The following is a 16,156-nucleotide window of genomic DNA, read 5'->3' as shown; positions in this document are numbered from 1 at the left end:
TCGGGCGCTCGCGCCGACGGGGCGCCGGTTCGTCGTGCCGCCGGGAGCGATGGGGCGTCTGGTCGTGGTGCCGCTTCGGCAGGCGGGGTATCGGGTCCTCGTGTCGGCGGGGCTGAGGAGGGGCCGGTCCGTCGTCCCGTCGGGGCTGATGGGGTGTCTGGCCATAGCGCAGCCCGGACAGGCGGTGGGGTAGCGGGCTCTTGCGGTGCGGGGGCTGACGGGGTGCCGGTTCGTCGTGCCGCCAGCGATGGGGCGTCTGGTCGTGGTGCCGCTTCGGCAGGCGGGGTATCGGGTCCTCGTGTCGGCGGGGCTGAGGAGGGGCCGGGCCGTCGTCCCGTCGGGGCTGATGGGGTGTCTGGCCATAGCGCAGCCCGGACAGGCGGTGGGGTAGCGGGCTCTTGCGGTGCGGGGGCTGACGGGGTGCCGGTTCGTCGTGCCGCCAGCGATGAGGCGTCTGGTCGTAGTGCCGCTCCGGCAGGCGGGGTATCGGGTCCTCGTACCGGCGGAATTGACGGGCCGCCGGTCCGACGTCCCACCGGGCCTGATGGGGCGTCTGGCCACAATGCCGCCCGGACAGGCGGCAGGGCATCGGGCCCCAGCGCCGCTCGGACTGACGTGGCGTCGGGCCCCCGCGCCGCTCGGACTGACGCGGCGTCGGATGGTCCCGCCGCTCGGACTGACGCAGTGTCGGATCGTCCCGCCGCCGGAACTGCCGCGGCGCCGGGGCAGCCCGCCGCCGCCCCCGAGGCGATGCCGGGTCGTCCCGCCGCCCCCGACGCGACGCCGGGTCGCCCCACCGCCCCCGACGCCATGCCGGGCCACCCCTCCACCCCCGACGCGGCGCCCGGCCGCCCCTCCACCACCCCCGACGCAGCGGCGACCCGCCCCGCCTCGCCCCGCGCCCGCGACACCGCCACCCCGTGGGCGGAGAAGCTGTGGGCCGCCGTGCGGGCCGGGGACGAGTACGCTGCCGTCGATGTCGTCACCGACGCCCTTGGCGCGGGGCTCGATCCCGAAGCGGTGCTCCTGGACGTCATCGGTGCCGTCCAGTTCAAGGTCGGCGTCGAGTGGGCAGCCAACCGCATCGGCGTGGCCGACGAGCACGCCGCCACCGCCATCAACGACCGCGTCATCGCCACCCTGCCCCGGGCCCGCCCCGCAACCGCCCGCGGCCGGGTCACGGTGGCCTGCGTGGACCAGGAGTGGCACGCCCTGCCCGCACGCCTGGTCGCCGAGACGCTGCGGCTGCGCGGCTGGCACGTGGACTACCTGGGCGCGCAGGTCCCCACCGCCCACCTGATCAGCCACGTCCACCGCACCGGACCGGACGCGGTGTGCCTCTCCAGTTCCCTGCCCACCCGGCTGCCCCTGGCCCACACCGCCATCACGGCGGTCCAGGCCGCCGGTACCCCGGTCATGGCCGGGGGACTCGCCTTCGGCGCCGACGGCCGCTACGCCCGCATGCTGGGCGCCGACGCCTGGGCGCCCGACGCACGCGCCGCCGCCGACCGGCTCGCCGCGGGGCCGCTGCCGCAGCCGACGCCCGCCCACCAGGTGGCCGACGACCTGGTGCACCTGGCGGACCAGGAGTACACGATGGTCGCGAAGTCCTCCACGCGCCTGGTGCGCGACAGCTACCAGCGCATGGAGCGGGGCTTCCCGGCGATGCGGGACTACACCGACGAGCAGCGCGAGCGCACCGCGGAGGACCTCGCCCACATCGTCGACTTCCTGATCGCCGCCCTGTACGTCGACTCGGACGACGTCTTCACCGCGTTCCTCACCTGGACCGCCGAAGTCCTCACCGCCCGCGCCGTCCCCGCCCGTTTCCTGCTCTCGGGCCTCGACCTGCTGGAGGAGCAACTGCGCGACTTCCCGCGGGCCCGCCGCCTCCTCGACTCGGGACGCGTCGCGCTGGCCGCCCACGCCTGACCTCCCCGGCCCGACCGCCCGACCGGATCCGCACGCTGTCCCGGCCCACCACCGCACCCCGTCGCACCGGCAGGGGGAGCGGCACGGTGACGCCTGTGTGACTCAGCGGCCGCCCACCGGCCGGCCCGGGAGTCGTCAGGGGATCGTGACGGCGGGCGGCGTCCACCGGGCCTTGTGCGGGACGGCGTTGGAGACGCCGTAGTCCTTCTTGAGCTGTTCGGGGATGGCGTAGTGCATGACGCGTCCCCGGGTGAGGGAGGACAGTTCGAGGACGGTGGTGAGGTGGCCGATCCGGTCCAGGGCCCAGGCCCCGAGCGGGGAGCGGTCCTCGACGGTCTCCAGGACACCGAGGAGGTGCGGCAGGGCCTTGACGACGGTGTCCCACCGGGTCCGTGGGACCTGTAGCCAGTCCCCGCAGGTGTCGCCGACGAGATGGCGTACGAGGGCGGAGACGACGGGATCCATGAAGGTGCCGGGCACCACCTCCTCGTACAACTCGATGAGTTGCCGCGTCAGGTGGACGCCCTCGTCCGAAGGGCCCATGTGCCGGACCATGTACAGGTCGAGGAACGCGCGGGCCTCGTCGAGCGACTCGGGTACGGCGTCCTGGTCGACGCCGAGCATCGCTCCGACGACGCGCCAGGCGTAGTAGTAGGCCTCCGCGCCCTCGGTGGACATGTGGACGCCGAGGCGGTGCAGGCTGTCGAGGACGAGCAGGGAGAAGAACATCTGCCCGCCGATCATGTCCTCCTGGCAGATCGGGGTCCCGAGCGCGGCCGTGTCCCACCGGTCCTCGCGCTTGAGGTGGTGGCGGATCGAGGCGTGCAGGAGGCGGACCTTCTGGGCGGCGGGGATGAAGCGGCTGCCGGCCTCGAAGGCGTCGGGCTGCATGAGGTGGACGGTGAACTGGCCGGTCTCCGCCATGCGTTTGGAGGGGTACTTCAGCGAGTGCGTGGCCGAGAGGAGCCTCGCCACGTGGGGGACGACGTAACAGGCGGGCATGGAGGCGAAGGACAGCGCGGTGGAGATGTGCACGTTGTTGTCGATGAAGAACAGCCGCGCCTTCTCCATCTCGCCCCAGTCCACCCAGGACGGCGGGGCGGCGGTCGCCTCCAGGTACTCGCGGGCGACGGCGGGCAGCCCGTCGGGGAGCGGTGCGCCCGCGGTGGAGACGTAGCGCATCAGCGTGTTGAACTTGCCCACCTCGCCCCGGTCGAAGAGCGTGGCGACGGTGGCGTCGGCGAGTTCGTCGCCCACCGTCCGCAGGGCGTCCATCGATGCCTCGGTACGGGTCAATGCCGGACTCCTCGTCTTCCGTGGGATCGTCGCGGGTACGTCAGGACGGGCGGACCGTCGCCGAGTGCGCGAGCGCGGTGAGGGCCGCGGTGGCGCCCGCGGGTACGTGCAGCTCGTGCAGAGCGCCGAGTGCCTCCTCGACGCGGGCGGAGATCATGTGCTCGATACGGTCGGGCGCCTCGAGCCGGAGCATCACCTCGCGCACCGCCCGCAGGTCCTCCTCGTCCACGTCGCGCCGCCCCAGGAGGCCGCGCAGCAGCCGCCGCTCGTCGTCACCGGCCATGCGCCACGTCTCGGCGAGGAGGGCCGTCGGACGGTGTCCGCGTACGTCGTCGGCGTTGGCCTTGCCGGTGCGGGAGGGGCTGCCGAACAGGCCGAGGAGGTCGTCGCGGAGCTGGAAGGCCTCGCCCAGCGGCAGCCCGTACGCGCGATAGCCCGCGCACAGGCGCTCACCGGCGCCGCCGAGGGCGCCGCCGATCAACAGGGGCTGTTCGACGGTGTACTTGGCGGTCTTGTACCGGATGACCTTCAGCGAGGCGGTGGTGTCCGGTTCGGCGCCGGTGCGCAGGATCTCCAGGCACTCGCCCGCGATCAGCTCCCGCGCGAGGACGAACCATAGTGGACGGGCCCGCGCCAGATACGCGGCGGGCAGCCCACTGGTGACGAACAGCTGCCCGGCCAGGCCCATGAGAAGGTCGCCCACCAGGAGGGCGAGGGACCTGGCGGCGGTGAGGGAGCGCGGGCGGCGGCGCACGGCGGCGCGCAGGGCGATGTGCGCGGTGGGCCGGCCGTGCCGCAGCGGGCTGTCGTCGATGAGGTCGTCGTGCACGACCGCCGCGGCGTGCACCAGTTCCATGGAGGCCGCCGCGCGCACCAGCGCCTCGCTGTCCGGCTGTCCCACGCCGCGCCAGCCCCAGTAGCAGAACGCCGCCCGTAATCGCTTGCCGTCCACGACCGCCGACTCGACCTGCTCGGCCACCGGACCGAGGGCCGGGTCGATGGCGGCGAACCGGTCGGCCTCATCGGCGACGTACCGGCGAAGGACCTCGTCGACGCGGGCCTTGAACGCGGCAGGATCCCACTTCTCAGCGCTCATCGGCGGCCCGCCGCGTCCGCGCGTGCCCGGCCAGGATCTCCAGGTGGGCCGGGGGCAGCGCGTACCGGTCGAGCACGAGGCGCCCGCGCGCCAGCAGGTCGTGTCCGGCCTCGGCCGCGAGCTCCGCGGTGTCCGCGCGCCGCAGCAGCCCCCGCACCGTGCCGAGGGCCGAACCCACCGTGCTCACGGCGAGGTCGGCGAGTCCCGCCGCCAGCAGGACCGCCTGTTCGTCCAGGCCTTCGCGCCGCTCCGACTCCTGTGCCATGGCACCTCCCGACGACAGCATGTCCACGCGGCGCCGGTTGCCTGCCGCTCGTGCCAGCGTCGCGTGACGGCGGGCCGGGGGTGGGGGGAACTCACGATCGGGTGATCGGCTCGGCCGCGTGTGCGGAGCCCGGCCGTCGGCGCCCGCGCACGCGCCCGTCACGGCAGGGTCGCCGTGCCGTCCGCCGGAGTCAGCATGATCCAGCGGGTGTGCGGGGCGTCGCACGGCACGCAGGCGGCGATGCGGACGTCCGTCGGGCGCGGGGAGAACAGGGGCAGGTACATGGGGCGCGGAGTGCCGAGGGGGAAGGCGCCCGTGGGGGTGTGGGACCGCCAGAGGCGTTCCGTCTCCGGCGCGCCGCGGACGGTGCGCACGACCTCGTCCAGGCGGGGGTTCGCGCCGCCGTGCTGCCAGGACAGCCGGAGCTGCCCGAGGAGGGGCCCGGCCCAGTAGCTCTGCCAGTCGCGGAGCTGATAGCGGGACTCCTCGGAGAACGCCCAGATCATGACGTTGGCTCCGGGGCGCACGAGCCAGGGGCAGTGGCGGGCCGCGATGTCGTTCGCGTGGACGACGTCCCAGGCCGCGTCGCACAGGAAGCTGACGCAGTGCTGCCGGCGCACCAGGTCCAGCAGTCCGGGGGACGGGTCCGCGGGCTCGGGGCGCGGCGGGGTGTGGCCGGTGCCCCGGTGCAGCGCGGCGGCCTGGGCGGGCCCGAGGCCGAGGACGCGGACCACGCCGTCGACGAACTCCCTGCTGTAGGGCCGGTCCTCGCCGCTCTCCAGGGCGCGGTACCAGCGCTCGGAGACGCCGAGGAGCAGTGCCACGTCGAGCTGGGTGAGGCGGGCGCGCCGCCCCCGGCCCGGCACCAGGCTCGGGACCGACTCCGGCGGGCGGGCCGCGCGCCAGGCGCACACCATCCGCCCGAGGTCCTGACGACGGGCATCCATAAGGCAAAGCTCCAGTAAATTCAGCGCTGCGCCAAGGTGGGGGAGCGGGCGAGTGCGCTGGTCACGGCCGTGGAAAGGACGCAGGTGGCACCGGGGCGGCGGCGCCTGAGAACCGGCACCCGAGAGTACCGGAACTGTAGGGTTCCGATGGTGGCCGGTCGTCGGCGGTCATGGTGGGGCCGCAACGGCGCCGGGCCGGGCGGTCACCGCACCGCCGGGTGATTCCGCATGCGCCCTGCCCGTACGCCCTTGGAGGTTCATCCCGTGACCTACTTCCTGCCGGAGAACGACGCGGTGCCGACCGCGGCCCGCGGCCTCGCCCTGACCCACCCGGACACGATCGCGGTGCACGACACCCCGCTGTATCTGACCGCGCGCTCACCGCACCCCGACCGGCGTGTGGCCCTGGTGTCGGGCGGCGGGGCCGGGCACGAGCCGCTGCACACCGGGCTGCTGGGGCACGGCGGCCTCGACGCGGTGTGTCCGGGGCAGGTCTTCGCCTCCCCGCACAACCGGCAGATCTACGAGGCGGGCCGGGCGACCGCCAAGCGGGACGGCGTCCTGCTCGTCGTGAAGAACTACACCGGTGACGTCATCAACTTCGGGATCGCGGCCGAACGCCTGCGTCACGACGGCATTCCCGTGGCGTCGGTCCTGGTCGACGACGACCTGGCCACCGACATCGCGGACAGCGCGACCGGCCGCCGCGGCACCGCCGCCACGGTGGTGGTGGAGAAGCTGCTCGGCGCCGCCGCCGACCGCGGCGCCGGTCTGGAGGAACTGGCCGCGCTCGGCTCCCGGATCGTGTCCCGCTCGCGCAGCCTCGCCGTCGCCGCCCGCGCGCAGACCTCGCCGACGACCGGCGTGCCCGCCTTCGACCTGCCCGCGGGCATCCTCGAATACGGTGTCGGCATCCACGGCGAACGCGGTGTCCGCACCATGGCCCGCCCGCCCGTCGACACCCTGGTGCGCCAGATGGCGGACGAACTCCTCGCGGCGCTTCCTCCCGGTCACGACGAGGTGCTCGCCCTCGTCAACGGCCTGGGCGCCACCACCAGCCTGGAGCTGCACGCCATCAGCGCCCTCCTCGTGGACCTGCTCGCCGAACGCGGCGTCCGCACCGCCCTCGTGGTCCCGGGCACCTACACCGCCGCCCTGGACATGGCCGGTTTCTCGCTCACCCTGACGCGGCTCGAAGAGGGCTGGACGGACCTGTGGGACGCCGACACGGACACCCCGCTGACCTTCCCCGAGCGTGTCGTCGCCGCGGCCCCCGGCCCGGCCGCGGAGCCGGCGGCGCCCGCTCCGGCACCGGCCGGGCGCGAGCACGGCAGCCGTGCGGTGCTCGACCGGTACGCGGAGATCGTCACGCAGGTCCGTGACAACCTCACCAAGCTCGACCAGCTCGTCGGGGACGGCGACTTCGGCGACAACCTCGCGGGCGGCGTCCGTCGAGCCGTCCGCCACGCCGACGAGACCGGCGTCGAGGGCACGGCCGCGCTCGCCCACGTCTTCCTCGACGAGGTGGGCGGCACCAGCGGCCCGCTGTTCGGGCTGCTCTTCCAGCACCTGGCCGCCGTCTCGCCCGCCGACGGCCGGGCGCCGACGCTGCGGGGGCTCGCCGACGCCACCTCCGGCGCGCTCGCCGCGATCGGCCGGGTCGGTGGCGCGGCACCCGGCGACTGCACCCTCGTCGACGCCCTCGCCACCGCCGCCGACACCCTCGCCTCGCCACCCCCGGAGGCCGCCGACGCGCCGCTCACCTGCGCCGCGGAGGCCGCCGTCCGCGGCGCCCTGGCCACCGCCACGCTGCGGGCGCGCCGGGGCCGGGCGAGCTACGTCGGCGACCACGCCCTCGGCGTGCCCGACCCCGGCGCCCTCGGGGTGGCCCTGCTCTACACCGCGCTGGCCGACGTGCACGAACCGGCCACGGCCACCCGGCTCCCCGCACCCGGGCACATCACCGCGCACTGACCCCGGGCGGGCGCTGCACCGGGCCCGCCCCGCCCGTCGCGGACGCGGGCCCTGCCGCCGCCCCCAGATGCCGCCACCGCACCGGGTCGCGGGCGTCCCCGCCCGGACGGGTGGCGGGCAGCGGTCCGGGGGCGGTGGCGTCGAGGACGAGGACCTCGTCGCCGCCCGGCTGGAACGCGTAGCCGACCCGGTCGAGGCGCGAGGGCACGCCAAGACCCGCCAGCTCGGCACGCAGCCGGTCCAGGGCCGGGTAGCGCTGGTCGCTCGTGTGCAGCACCACCGGGAAGAGGCGCACCGCACGGCGTGCCACCCGCACCAGCTCTATCAGCGCGCTCAGATGGAAGTCCTCGCCGAACTGCGCCCCGTAGGAGAACAGCAGGTGCGAACTGAGGACGAGGTCGAAGGAGCGGTCGGGGAAGGGCAGGTGCGGCAGCGCCCCGGCGACATAGCGGTCGGGGCGGGCCGCGATGTCGGCGGTGAAGGCGCGCGCCGACCCGGCCCGCAGCCGGGTGTAGCGCTCGGGGCTGCCGAACCAGTCCCAGACGAAGCCCCCCGCGTTGTCGGCCACGTACGCGTGTTTGTGCTCGATCTCGCGCAGCGCGAGGGCGCCGAGCACATCCCGTTCAGGACCGTACTGCGGATCGACGGCGACCGCGTCGACGCCCCGTGCCCCGGCCTCGGCCACGAAGCTCGCGGCCCCGCCGGGGCAGTCGAGGATCCGCTGTCCGAGATCGTCGTCCGTGAGCGCGAACATGGCCCGGTATTCGTCGAAGGACCGGGCGCTGACCAGCATCGCGTCACCCCCTCCCGATGTAGGGCATGGTCGTGGGCAGCACCGTGAGGGACTGCACGTTGGTGTCCGCCGGCATCGACGCCATCAGCAGCAGCGCGTCGGTGAAGCGCTCCACCGGGATGGTCGCCTCGACGGCCATCGTGCCGTCACCCTGCATCGAGGGCGGCTGCGGACTGCCGTCCACCGGGGTCACGTTGCCCACGTCGATCTGGCCGCAGGAGATGTTGTAGGGGCGGCCGTCCAGGGACAGGCCCCGGGTGATGCCGAGCACCGCGTGCTTGGCCGTGGTGTAGGCGATGGCGTGCGGGCGGGGCGCGTAGGCGGACGGGGCGCCGTTGTTGATGATGCGGCCGCCCTGCGGGGACTGGTCGCGCATCATCCGGAACGCCTCCTGGGAGCAGAGGAAGGTCCCGGTGACCGTGGTGGCGATGATGGTGTTCCAGTCGGCGGGCGCCACGTCCGGGACCGGTCTGCGCGGGACGGCCGCGCCCGCGTTGTTGAACAGCAGGTCGAGCCGGCCGAAGTGATCGCCGACCGTGCGGAACAGGGCCGCGACCTGGTCCGGGTCGCTGATGTCGGTGGGCACCGCGATCACCCGGTCCGCGGCGGCACCGGAGAGGGCCGCCGTCTCCTCCAGGGTCTGCTTGCGCCGCCCGGCGAGCGCAAGCGACCAGCCCCGGTCGAGCAGGGCGAGCGCGGCGGCACGCCCGAGGCCGCTGCCGCCACCCGTGACGACCCCGATCCTCCCCTCGCCGCCGCTCACCGCTCGTTCATCCAGGCGCGCAGGATCCGGCGGGCCTCAGGCCCGGGGACGTCCACGTACGGGGAACGCCCGTGCAGCACCCGGCTGTTGCGGATCATCAGCAGATCGCCCGCGCCGAGCTTGAGGCCGAAGGCGATCTCCGGCCGGTAGAGCACCTCGTCCAGGTAGTCGAGTGCGTCGAGCTGCCGGGCGTCGAGCTGCGCCGAGGCCCGTACCGTACGGGTCTGGTAGTAGCAGCCGACCGTCCCGTCGTCCTGGGTGAACAGGATGGGGGTGGTGACGATCTGCTGGCCCGCGCGGCCGGTGCGGTCGAAGCGCCACTCCTCCTGCAACAGGGCGAGGACGTCCGGGCGCTCCCGTTGGATGATGTCGTACACGTGCCGGGCGCTGGCCAGCTTGGTCATGCCGCCGCCGTCCGCCGCCGGCCGCAGACACAGCAGGACGAGCAGGTCGCAGGTGTCGCAGTGGAAGCCGAGCTCGGTGTTGCCGTCGCCGTCGCGGTCGCGCAGGACGGTCCACAGGTCGCCCTGGGCGTTCTGCGGGATGGCCCCGCCGATCTCGTCGAGGACGAAGGAAAGACCGGTGATGAGGTCGGCGTCGGAGGCGTCCGGGGACATGACGTTGCGTACGTTCACGAAGCCCACGGCGTCGAGGCTGCTGCGGATGAAGGAGCGCACGGCCGTGTACGCCGCCCCGCCCGCGCCCCAGCGCCCCGCCAGCGAGTCCGCCCACAGCAGGCGCCGGTCGTCGTCGGAGACCGACAGCGACCAGACGTCGCGTGCGGACTCCAGGTACTCGCTGGTCCAGCCGATGTCGTCGATCGTGGTTCCCGTCATGGCGTGTTCAGTCCCTTCTGAAGGCGTACGGAACGGGGGCGGTCCTGCGGCGAGAGGTCACCGGACCGCCTCGGCGACGGCGGTGGACCACAGCGCGAGGGCCTCGTCGACCTGCTCGGCGGTGACGACGAGCGCCGGGATCATCCGTACGACGTTGCCGTGCACCCCGCAGGTCAGCAGCAGGAGTCCCGCCTCCGAGGCGGCGCCCTGCACCCTCCGGGCGAGATCGGCGTCCGGGGAGCCGTCGGGCGCGCGGAACTCGCTGGCCAGCATCAGGCCCCTGCCGCGGACGTCGGCGATGGCCGGGACGTCGGCTGCGGTCTTGCGCAGCCCGTCGGCGAGGCGGCGGCCCTGCTCGGCGGCGTTGGCCACCAGGCCCTCGTCCTCGATGACGTCGAGGGTGGCGAGCGCGGCGGCGCACGCCACGGCGTTGCCGCCGTAGGTCCCGCCCTGCGACCCCGGCCAGGCGCGGCCCATCAGCTCGACGGGCGCGGCGATCGCCGACAGCGGGAAGCCGCTGGCGAGGCCCTTGGCGGTGATCAGTACGTCCGGTGTGACACCGGCGGAGTGCTGGTGGGCCCAGAACCGCCCGGTGCGGCCGAAGCCGGTCTGGATCTCGTCGAGGACGAGGAGCATCCCGTGCCGGTCCGCGCGCTCCCGCAGCCCCGCGAGGAAGCCGGGCGGCGCGGGCACGTAACCGCCCTCGCCCAGGACCGGTTCGACGAAGATCGCGGCGGTCTCGGCGGGCGCGCTCACCGTGGCCAGGACGTGGTCGAGGCCGCGCAGCGCGTGCTCGACGGCCGCCTCCTCGCTCAGTCCGAGGCCGAAGGCGTGCGGGAACGGCGCCACCGCGACGCCCGGCATCAGCGGGCCGATCCCGGCGCGGAAGCGGGTGCCCGCGGTGGTCAGGGCCGCCGCTCCCATGGTGCGCCCGTGGAAGGAGCCGTCGAACACGATCACGTTCTGCCGGCCGGTGGCCTGCCGGGCGAGGCGCAGGGCCGCCTCCACGGCCTCGCTGCCGGAGTTGAGGTAGAACACCGAGTCCAGGCCGTCCGGCAGCACCTCGCCCAGGCGCTCGGTCAGGGTGAGGAGACCGTCGTGCAGCACGGTCGTGTACTGGCCGTGGATGAGCTGTCCCGCCTGCTGCCGCACCGCCTCGACGACCCGCGGGTGGCAGTGGCCGGTGTTGGTCACGCCGACGCCGGCGGTGAAGTCGAGATAGCGCCGGTCGTCGGCGTCGTACAGGTACATCCCCTCACCGCGGGTGGCGACCACGGGCGTGGCCTGCTTGAGCACCGGGGAAAGCTGGGGCATCGCGTCACTTCCTAGGAGATCGGGGGGAGCTGAGGGAGCCGGGAAGTCGTGGGAGTCGTCGGCCGGGTCGCGGTCACAGCGCCGGGTCGGCGGGCACCGGGGAGCGGTGCGGCAGGAAGCCCTGGTCGGCGGCCCAGGACAGGGCGGCCGACCACCACTCGGCAGTCGGTTCGGTGAACCGCACCCCGAGCCGGTCGAGGACGGACTGCGTCCACGCGCTGTCGACGACGACGTTGCGGTCGCCGAGCTGCGACCAGGTCGAGGCGAGCCGGGCCACGGTCGGATGGTGCCGCTCCGCGCGGGCCAGGGCCGCGGCGAACGTGGCGTCGTCCGTGAGCCGGACCGGGTAGCCGTGCCGGACCATCCACGCCACCAGCTCGTCGTGGGCGACGGTGTGCGGCGACTCGACGTGGTAGACGCCGGGTGCCGCGTACGGGTGGACCGCGAGCGCCGCGATCCCCGCCGCCACCGTGTCCACGTGGGAGAACTCGAACGTGGTCGAAGGGCGGCTCGGCGCGGCCCCGGCGAGTACGTAGCCGCGCACGGTCTGATAGATCCGGTTGTCCGCGACGTTGCGCTGGAACGCCCCGGTCAGGCTGTGCGCCGCGATGTGGCCGCTGCGGTGCACACAGGCGTGCCGGCCGGCGGCGGCCCAGGCGCGCACGGTCTCCTCGGCGTGGAACTTCGCCTTCTCGTACGGGGTGCGGAAGCCCTGCCCGATGCGCAGGTCGGCCTCGCTGAAGCGACGCGCCGGACCCTCCACCTCGCCCGAGACGGCGAGCGTGGAGACGTGGTGGAAGCGGGCCCCGGGGGTGTGGGTGTCGATCCAGTACAACAGACGCCGTACCGCGGTGTGGTTGGTGTCCTCCAGCTCGGCGGGCGAGGCGACCAGGCGGACGTCCGCGGCGGCGTGCACGACGACCTGGGCCTCGCGGGCCCGTGCGAGCCCCGCCGGGGTCAGGCCGAGGCCCTCGGCGGTGATGTCCCCGGAGACCACGTCGGCGCCCCCGAGGCGGCGCGCCGCCGCGGCGTCACCGGCGCCGCGCACCAGACAGGTCACGTGGGCGCCGCGCCCGACCAGCTCGTCGAGCACGTGGCCGCCCAGATAGCCGGTCGCGCCGGTCAGGAGCACGGAGACCGGCTCGCGCACCACGCTCCAGTGGCCCCGCGAGGGTATGACGCCCGTGTGCAGCAACTGGCCCGACGTGGACACCGGCGCCCTGACGTACGGCGGCGGTTCGGCGTCGGCGGCGGCGGCGACCCGGCGGGAGAACGCGCCGGTGATCCGCTCCGCGCTGTCGTGCGAGAGCCGGGGCCAGGCGTACACCAGGTCGGTCACCAGACGGCCGTCGACGATCCGGGCGGTGAGCCGCAGCCGGTAGAGGGAGTCCCCGGTGTTGCAGCGGGCCGCCCCCGCCTGCTCGTCGGCGACCGTCCAGTCGAGGGAGGGCTCGTCGGGCAGCCGGAACGTGCCCAGGAAGTTGAACGCCGCCTCGGGGCGGGCCCCTTCGACGTCCATGGGGAGCTGGGGCGCCTGCCGCACCAAGTCCTCGATCAGTGACACGTCCCGCTCCGTGCCGCCCCCGGCGTCGACGGCCAGCCACTTGACGGCGGTGAACCAGCCCACCGTGTCCAGGTACTGCCCGTCCGCGCCGTCGGTGCCGCGGCCGTGGGTCTCCACCTCCACGCCGAGGCTGCCCAGGCCGCTCCAGGCGAGGGTGGCGTCGGCGAACGCGCCGAGCAGCAGGGCCTCCAGGCGCTGGGCACGGCCGTGGCGCTCGACGAGGCGGCTCGTCGCCCGCTCGTCGAGGCTCCAGACGAGGGTCGCCGGTTCGGTGCCGGACGTGGCGTCGTCCACCGGGAGCCGAGGCGCGACAGCGGGCCTGGCGGCGCCGGCCCGGGGCGCGGTCGCGGCCCAGGCGTAGAAGTCGGCGGTCGGCGGGAGTCCGGCCCGCCGCCCGGCCGACTCGGCGCGGTAGGCGGCGGCGAGGTCGTCGAGCAGGATGCGCCAGGACAGGCCGTCCACCACGAGGTGATGGGCGATCAGCGCGATCCGGTCGTCGACGCCGGGGCCGCCCCCGAACAGGTGCACCCGAAGGAGGCGCCCGGCCTCCGGGTCCAGGGAGCGGTGCAGCTCGGTACAGACCGCGCCGACCACCTCCGACGGCGGCTCCTCCTTGCGCACCCGCGAGTGGCTCACCGCGTCCAGGTCGCCCGCGGGGCGCAGCGGTCCCGGGCCGCCGGGGCCGATGGGCCTGCGCAGCGCGGTGTGCCGGTGCAGGACGGCCTCGACCGCCCGCGCCAGGGCGGCGGCGTCCACACGCTCGCGGCACCTCAGGAGCACCGACTGGTTCCAGTGCCGCGGCTCGTCGACGGGCTGCCGGAACAGCCACCGCTGGGCGGGGGCCGGATGCTGCGGCTCGGCGGCCGTCGTTCCCGTACGCGCCTGGGGGCGCCGCCGCGACGACGCGGCGACCGCGGCGAGGCGCGTGGGCGTCGGATGCTCGTAGAAGTCCTCGAACGCCACGCGGTGGCCGCGCCGGCGCAGGAAGGCGACGGTGCGCATCGCGAGGATCGAGTCCCCGCCGAGGCTCAGGACGTCGGCGTGCGGGTCCACCACGGGCAGGCCGAGGGCGTCCGCCCACAGCTCGCACACGGCGTGCGCCAGGGACGCCGCGGTGCGGTCCGCGGGTGACCGCGGGACGGACGGCTCGGGCCGGGCGGTGCGGGCCCGGGACTCGATGAGGCCGGACACGATGCCGCTCAGGCGCGCGCGGTCCAGCTTGCCGTTGGCGCCGAAGGGGAACTCCGGCAGCGCGAGGACGGGCTGCGGCACGGAGTAGCCCGGTAACCGGTCGTGCAGATGGGTGCGGAGCGCGGCGAGCGTGTCCTCCTCGTCGCGCCCGGCGGCCAGCCGCACGGCGGCCAGGAGCTGACTGCCCGCCGGGGTCGCGCGCACGATCACCGCGCCCTGGCCGACGCCGGGGAACTCCTCGATGGCCCGCTCGATCTCGGCGGGGTCGACGCGGAAGCCCCGCACCTTGACCTGGCGGTCCGAGCGGCCGACGAAGACGAGAGCGCCGTCCGCCCGGCGGCGGCACACGTCGCCCGTGCGGTACATCCGCCGCCCCTCGTGGGCGACGAAGCGGCGCGATGTCTCGTACGGGCGGCCGTAGTACCCGGCGCTCACGCCCCGGCCGCCGATGTACAGCTCGCCCTCCGCGGCGCCGGGGACGTCGGGCACCAGCCGCAGTTCGACGTCGCCGATCGCGGTGCCGATGGGCACGGTGGGCTCGTCGGCGGGCAGTTCGGCAGCGGTGGCGGCGAGGAAGCAGGTGGCGCCGACGGTGGTCTCGGTCGGCCCGTAGTGGTTGGCGACGCGGGCGGCGATCCCGTCGTCGAGCAGTCCCGCCGCAAGCGACCGGGGCAGCGCCTCCCCGCCCAGCAGGATCGTGTCGAGGGCGGGCGCGTCCGCGGGCCGGCCCGCGAGGAGGGCCGTCAGATGCGAGGGCGTCGTCTTGAGCACACTCACCCCGGCCGCGCGCAGACAGGCCCAGAACGCCTCCGGGTCGCGCGTCCGCGCGTCGGGCACGACGTGCACCGAGCCCCCGGTCGCGAGGGCGAGCAGCCACGAGGTGTGCCCGAGGTCGGCGGCCAGGGTGGTGACGTGGGCGACGCACGGCGCGTCCGCCCCGGTGAGGCCGAGCCTGTCGCGCAGGGCGAGCGCGTAGTGCACCGCGTTGGCGTGGGTGACCGCGACGGCCTTGGGCTCCCCGCTGGACCCGGAGGTGAAGGACAGGTAGGCGAGGTCGTCCGGCGCGCAGGGCGGTGCCGGTGCCGGTGCGGTCGCTGGGAGCGCGGGCAGCGCGTCGACGTCCACGTACGCGGTGCCGTACGGCTCGGGTGCGCGCAGGTCGGCGGTGGTGCTGAGGACGTGGCGCACCTTGACGGCGTCCAGGCGCCGGTGGACGTCGCGGGGGCTCCACTCCGGGTCGACCAGGACGGCGGTGGCTCCCGCCCGCAGCACGCCGTGCAGCAGCGCGACCATGCGGGCGTCCCGCGGGCCGAGCAGCGCCACCCGGTCGCCGCGCACGGCGTCGAGGGCGGCGAGGCGGGCCGCGACGTGGGCGGCGACGGCGTCGAGCCCGCGGTGGTCGAGGGTGCGGGTCCCGTCGCTGAGCGCGGTCCTGTCCGGGTGGGTGCGGGCGTTGTGCAGGAGCAGGTCGGGCAGGGTGGCCCGCGGGTGGTCGGGCGGCGTGGCACAAGGCGGTGCGGGGGGCGGGGTGTCGGACGGCGAGGCGGGGGAGCGCATCGCTCGCGTCATATGCGTGGACCTCCGGTGGTGACGTTCGGTGCGCTGTCGCTCGTGGGGGTGCCGCTCGTGCCGCCGTTGGCGGTCGCGGCGAGCGGGGTGAGGTCACCGGCGATGCGGGCGGGCAGCTCCGCGCGCGGCGACAGGCGTCCGGACAGCTCCCAGGCGAGCAGGCGGTGCAGGCCGTCGAGGTGGACCAGGCCGTCGTCGGTGGGCAGGTCCGCGTAGTGGTCGTGCGGGATGGGGCGGGTGGTGAGGAAGATGGAGGTGAACGGGGTCGTGCGGAACCGGTCGACCTTGGCGGTGCAGACGGGGTTGGCCGCCCGGAAGCCCGCGTCGTCCGCGCGCAGCAGGTCCGCAGCCTGGCCCACGGTGAGGCCGGTGCGGGGCACGAGTTCGCGCCCGCCGCCGCAGCCGAGGTGCCAGGGCAGCAGCACTGAGCGGACGTCGTCGCGGGAGAGCCGGATCTTCGACCAGGTGCCGAAGGTGGCGTCGGCCAGGCGCAGCGCGCTGTCGGCGTCCTGGTTGGTGTTCACCTCGTGGTCGAGCGCGACGGAGTGGTCCCGGCGGAAGTGCTCGAGGACCTCGTCGAAAGTGGTGGGGCCGGTGATGTGCATGTGCGCCGTCC

At 74.8% G+C, this 16,156-nt stretch carries 12 protein-coding genes; 2 read left to right on the top strand and 10 right to left on the bottom strand.

Annotated elements, in window-relative coordinates; genetic code table 11:
- The first annotated feature begins 810 nt into the window (after positions 1 to 810).
- Positions 811 to 1,932, top strand: a complete 1,122-nt coding sequence (locus GPA10_RS32135) for a cobalamin B12-binding domain-containing protein (RefSeq protein ID WP_157168550.1) — start codon at positions 811 to 813, stop codon at positions 1,930 to 1,932.
- A gap of 135 nt (positions 1,933 to 2,067) precedes the next feature.
- Here the strand turns inward: GPA10_RS32135 and GPA10_RS32130 are convergent, their stop codons facing one another.
- From GPA10_RS32130 to GPA10_RS32115, 4 genes are all read right to left on the bottom strand, one after another.
- Positions 2,068 to 3,228 carry an oxygenase MpaB family protein gene (locus GPA10_RS32130; protein ID WP_157168530.1) on the bottom strand — a complete coding sequence of 387 codons (1,161 nt, stop codon included), beginning with the start codon at positions 3,226 to 3,228 and terminating at the stop codon, positions 2,068 to 2,070.
- Between the two features lie 40 nt (positions 3,229 to 3,268).
- The gene (locus tag GPA10_RS32125; protein WP_157168529.1) at positions 3,269 to 4,324 is read right to left on the bottom strand and encodes a polyprenyl synthetase family protein; all 1,056 of its coding nucleotides are present in this window, start codon (positions 4,322 to 4,324) and stop codon (positions 3,269 to 3,271) included.
- Positions 4,314 to 4,589 carry a hypothetical protein gene (locus GPA10_RS32120; RefSeq protein ID WP_058846475.1) on the bottom strand — a complete coding sequence of 92 codons (276 nt, stop codon included), beginning with the start codon at positions 4,587 to 4,589 and terminating at the stop codon, positions 4,314 to 4,316. The genes GPA10_RS32125 and GPA10_RS32120 overlap by 11 nt, the downstream gene beginning before the upstream one ends.
- Before the next feature lie 158 nt (positions 4,590 to 4,747).
- Positions 4,748 to 5,536 carry a helix-turn-helix domain-containing protein gene (locus tag GPA10_RS32115; protein WP_157168528.1) on the bottom strand — a complete coding sequence of 263 codons (789 nt, stop codon included), beginning with the start codon at positions 5,534 to 5,536 and terminating at the stop codon, positions 4,748 to 4,750.
- 264 nt (positions 5,537 to 5,800) lie between these two features.
- Between GPA10_RS32115 and GPA10_RS32110 the strand changes: the two genes are divergently transcribed.
- A complete protein-coding gene (locus GPA10_RS32110; RefSeq protein WP_343041558.1) occupies positions 5,801 to 7,510 on the top strand; it encodes a dihydroxyacetone kinase subunit DhaK in 1,710 nt (569 codons plus the stop codon).
- On the opposite strand, the gene GPA10_RS32105 is transcribed toward GPA10_RS32110, so the two are convergent.
- The 6 genes from GPA10_RS32105 to GPA10_RS32080 form a co-directional block, all read right to left on the bottom strand.
- Positions 7,497 to 8,303: a class I SAM-dependent methyltransferase gene (locus GPA10_RS32105; RefSeq protein WP_107450145.1), complete on the bottom strand. Its 807-nt coding sequence runs from the start codon at positions 8,301 to 8,303 to the stop codon at positions 7,497 to 7,499. The two genes, GPA10_RS32110 and GPA10_RS32105, sit on opposite strands and share 14 nt — an antisense overlap.
- Positions 8,304 to 8,307: 4 nt before the next feature.
- On the bottom strand, positions 8,308 to 9,066 hold the full coding sequence (locus GPA10_RS32100) for an SDR family oxidoreductase (RefSeq protein ID WP_058846478.1): 759 nt from the start codon (positions 9,064 to 9,066) through the stop codon (positions 8,308 to 8,310).
- Positions 9,063 to 9,902 (bottom strand): TauD/TfdA family dioxygenase, encoded by an 840-nt coding sequence (locus GPA10_RS32095; RefSeq protein WP_157168526.1) that lies wholly within the window; start codon positions 9,900 to 9,902, stop codon positions 9,063 to 9,065. Before GPA10_RS32095 ends, GPA10_RS32100 begins: the two co-directional genes overlap by 4 nt.
- Positions 9,903 to 9,959: 57 nt before the next feature.
- Complete coding sequence (locus GPA10_RS32090) at positions 9,960 to 11,216, bottom strand: aspartate aminotransferase family protein (RefSeq protein WP_157168525.1); 1,257 nt, start codon at positions 11,214 to 11,216, stop codon at positions 9,960 to 9,962.
- Between the two features lie 73 nt (positions 11,217 to 11,289).
- Positions 11,290 to 15,540: an SDR family oxidoreductase gene (locus tag GPA10_RS32085; protein WP_157168524.1), complete on the bottom strand. Its 4,251-nt coding sequence runs from the start codon at positions 15,538 to 15,540 to the stop codon at positions 11,290 to 11,292.
- On the bottom strand, positions 15,537 to 16,145 hold the full coding sequence (locus GPA10_RS32080) for a DUF6309 family protein (RefSeq protein ID WP_198351765.1): 609 nt from the start codon (positions 16,143 to 16,145) through the stop codon (positions 15,537 to 15,539). The genes GPA10_RS32085 and GPA10_RS32080 overlap by 4 nt, the downstream gene beginning before the upstream one ends.
- Positions 16,146 to 16,156: the final 11 nt, after the last annotated feature.

The sequence above is a fragment of the Streptomyces typhae genome (genome assembly GCF_009755605.1).
Taxonomy (GTDB): domain Bacteria; phylum Actinomycetota; class Actinomycetes; order Streptomycetales; family Streptomycetaceae; genus Streptomyces; species Streptomyces typhae.
The sequence above is the reverse complement of the archived record's forward strand: the minus strand, read 5'-3'. Positions and strand labels throughout refer to the sequence as shown.

Excerpts from the sequence above, each read along its gene's own strand:
- GPA10_RS32125 (WP_157168529.1), bottom strand. The coding sequence starts at position 4,324 with ATGAGCGCTGAGAAGTGGGATCCTGCCGCGTTCAAGGCCCGCGTCGAC.
- GPA10_RS32090 (WP_157168525.1), bottom strand. The coding sequence starts at position 11,216 with ATGCCCCAGCTTTCCCCGGTGCTCAAGCAGGCCACGCCCGTGGTCGCC.
- GPA10_RS32120 (WP_058846475.1), bottom strand. The coding sequence starts at position 4,589 with ATGGCACAGGAGTCGGAGCGGCGCGAAGGCCTGGACGAACAGGCGGTC.
- GPA10_RS32080 (WP_198351765.1), bottom strand. The coding sequence starts at position 16,145 with ATGCACATCACCGGCCCCACCACTTTCGACGAGGTCCTCGAGCACTTC.
- GPA10_RS32105 (WP_107450145.1), bottom strand. The coding sequence starts at position 8,303 with ATGCTGGTCAGCGCCCGGTCCTTCGACGAATACCGGGCCATGTTCGCG.
- GPA10_RS32115 (WP_157168528.1), bottom strand. The coding sequence starts at position 5,536 with ATGGATGCCCGTCGTCAGGACCTCGGGCGGATGGTGTGCGCCTGGCGC.
- GPA10_RS32135 (WP_157168550.1), top strand. The coding sequence starts at position 811 with ATGCCGGGCCACCCCTCCACCCCCGACGCGGCGCCCGGCCGCCCCTCC.
- GPA10_RS32095 (WP_157168526.1), bottom strand. The coding sequence starts at position 9,902 with ATGACGGGAACCACGATCGACGACATCGGCTGGACCAGCGAGTACCTG.
- GPA10_RS32085 (WP_157168524.1), bottom strand. The coding sequence starts at position 15,540 with ATGACGCGAGCGATGCGCTCCCCCGCCTCGCCGTCCGACACCCCGCCC.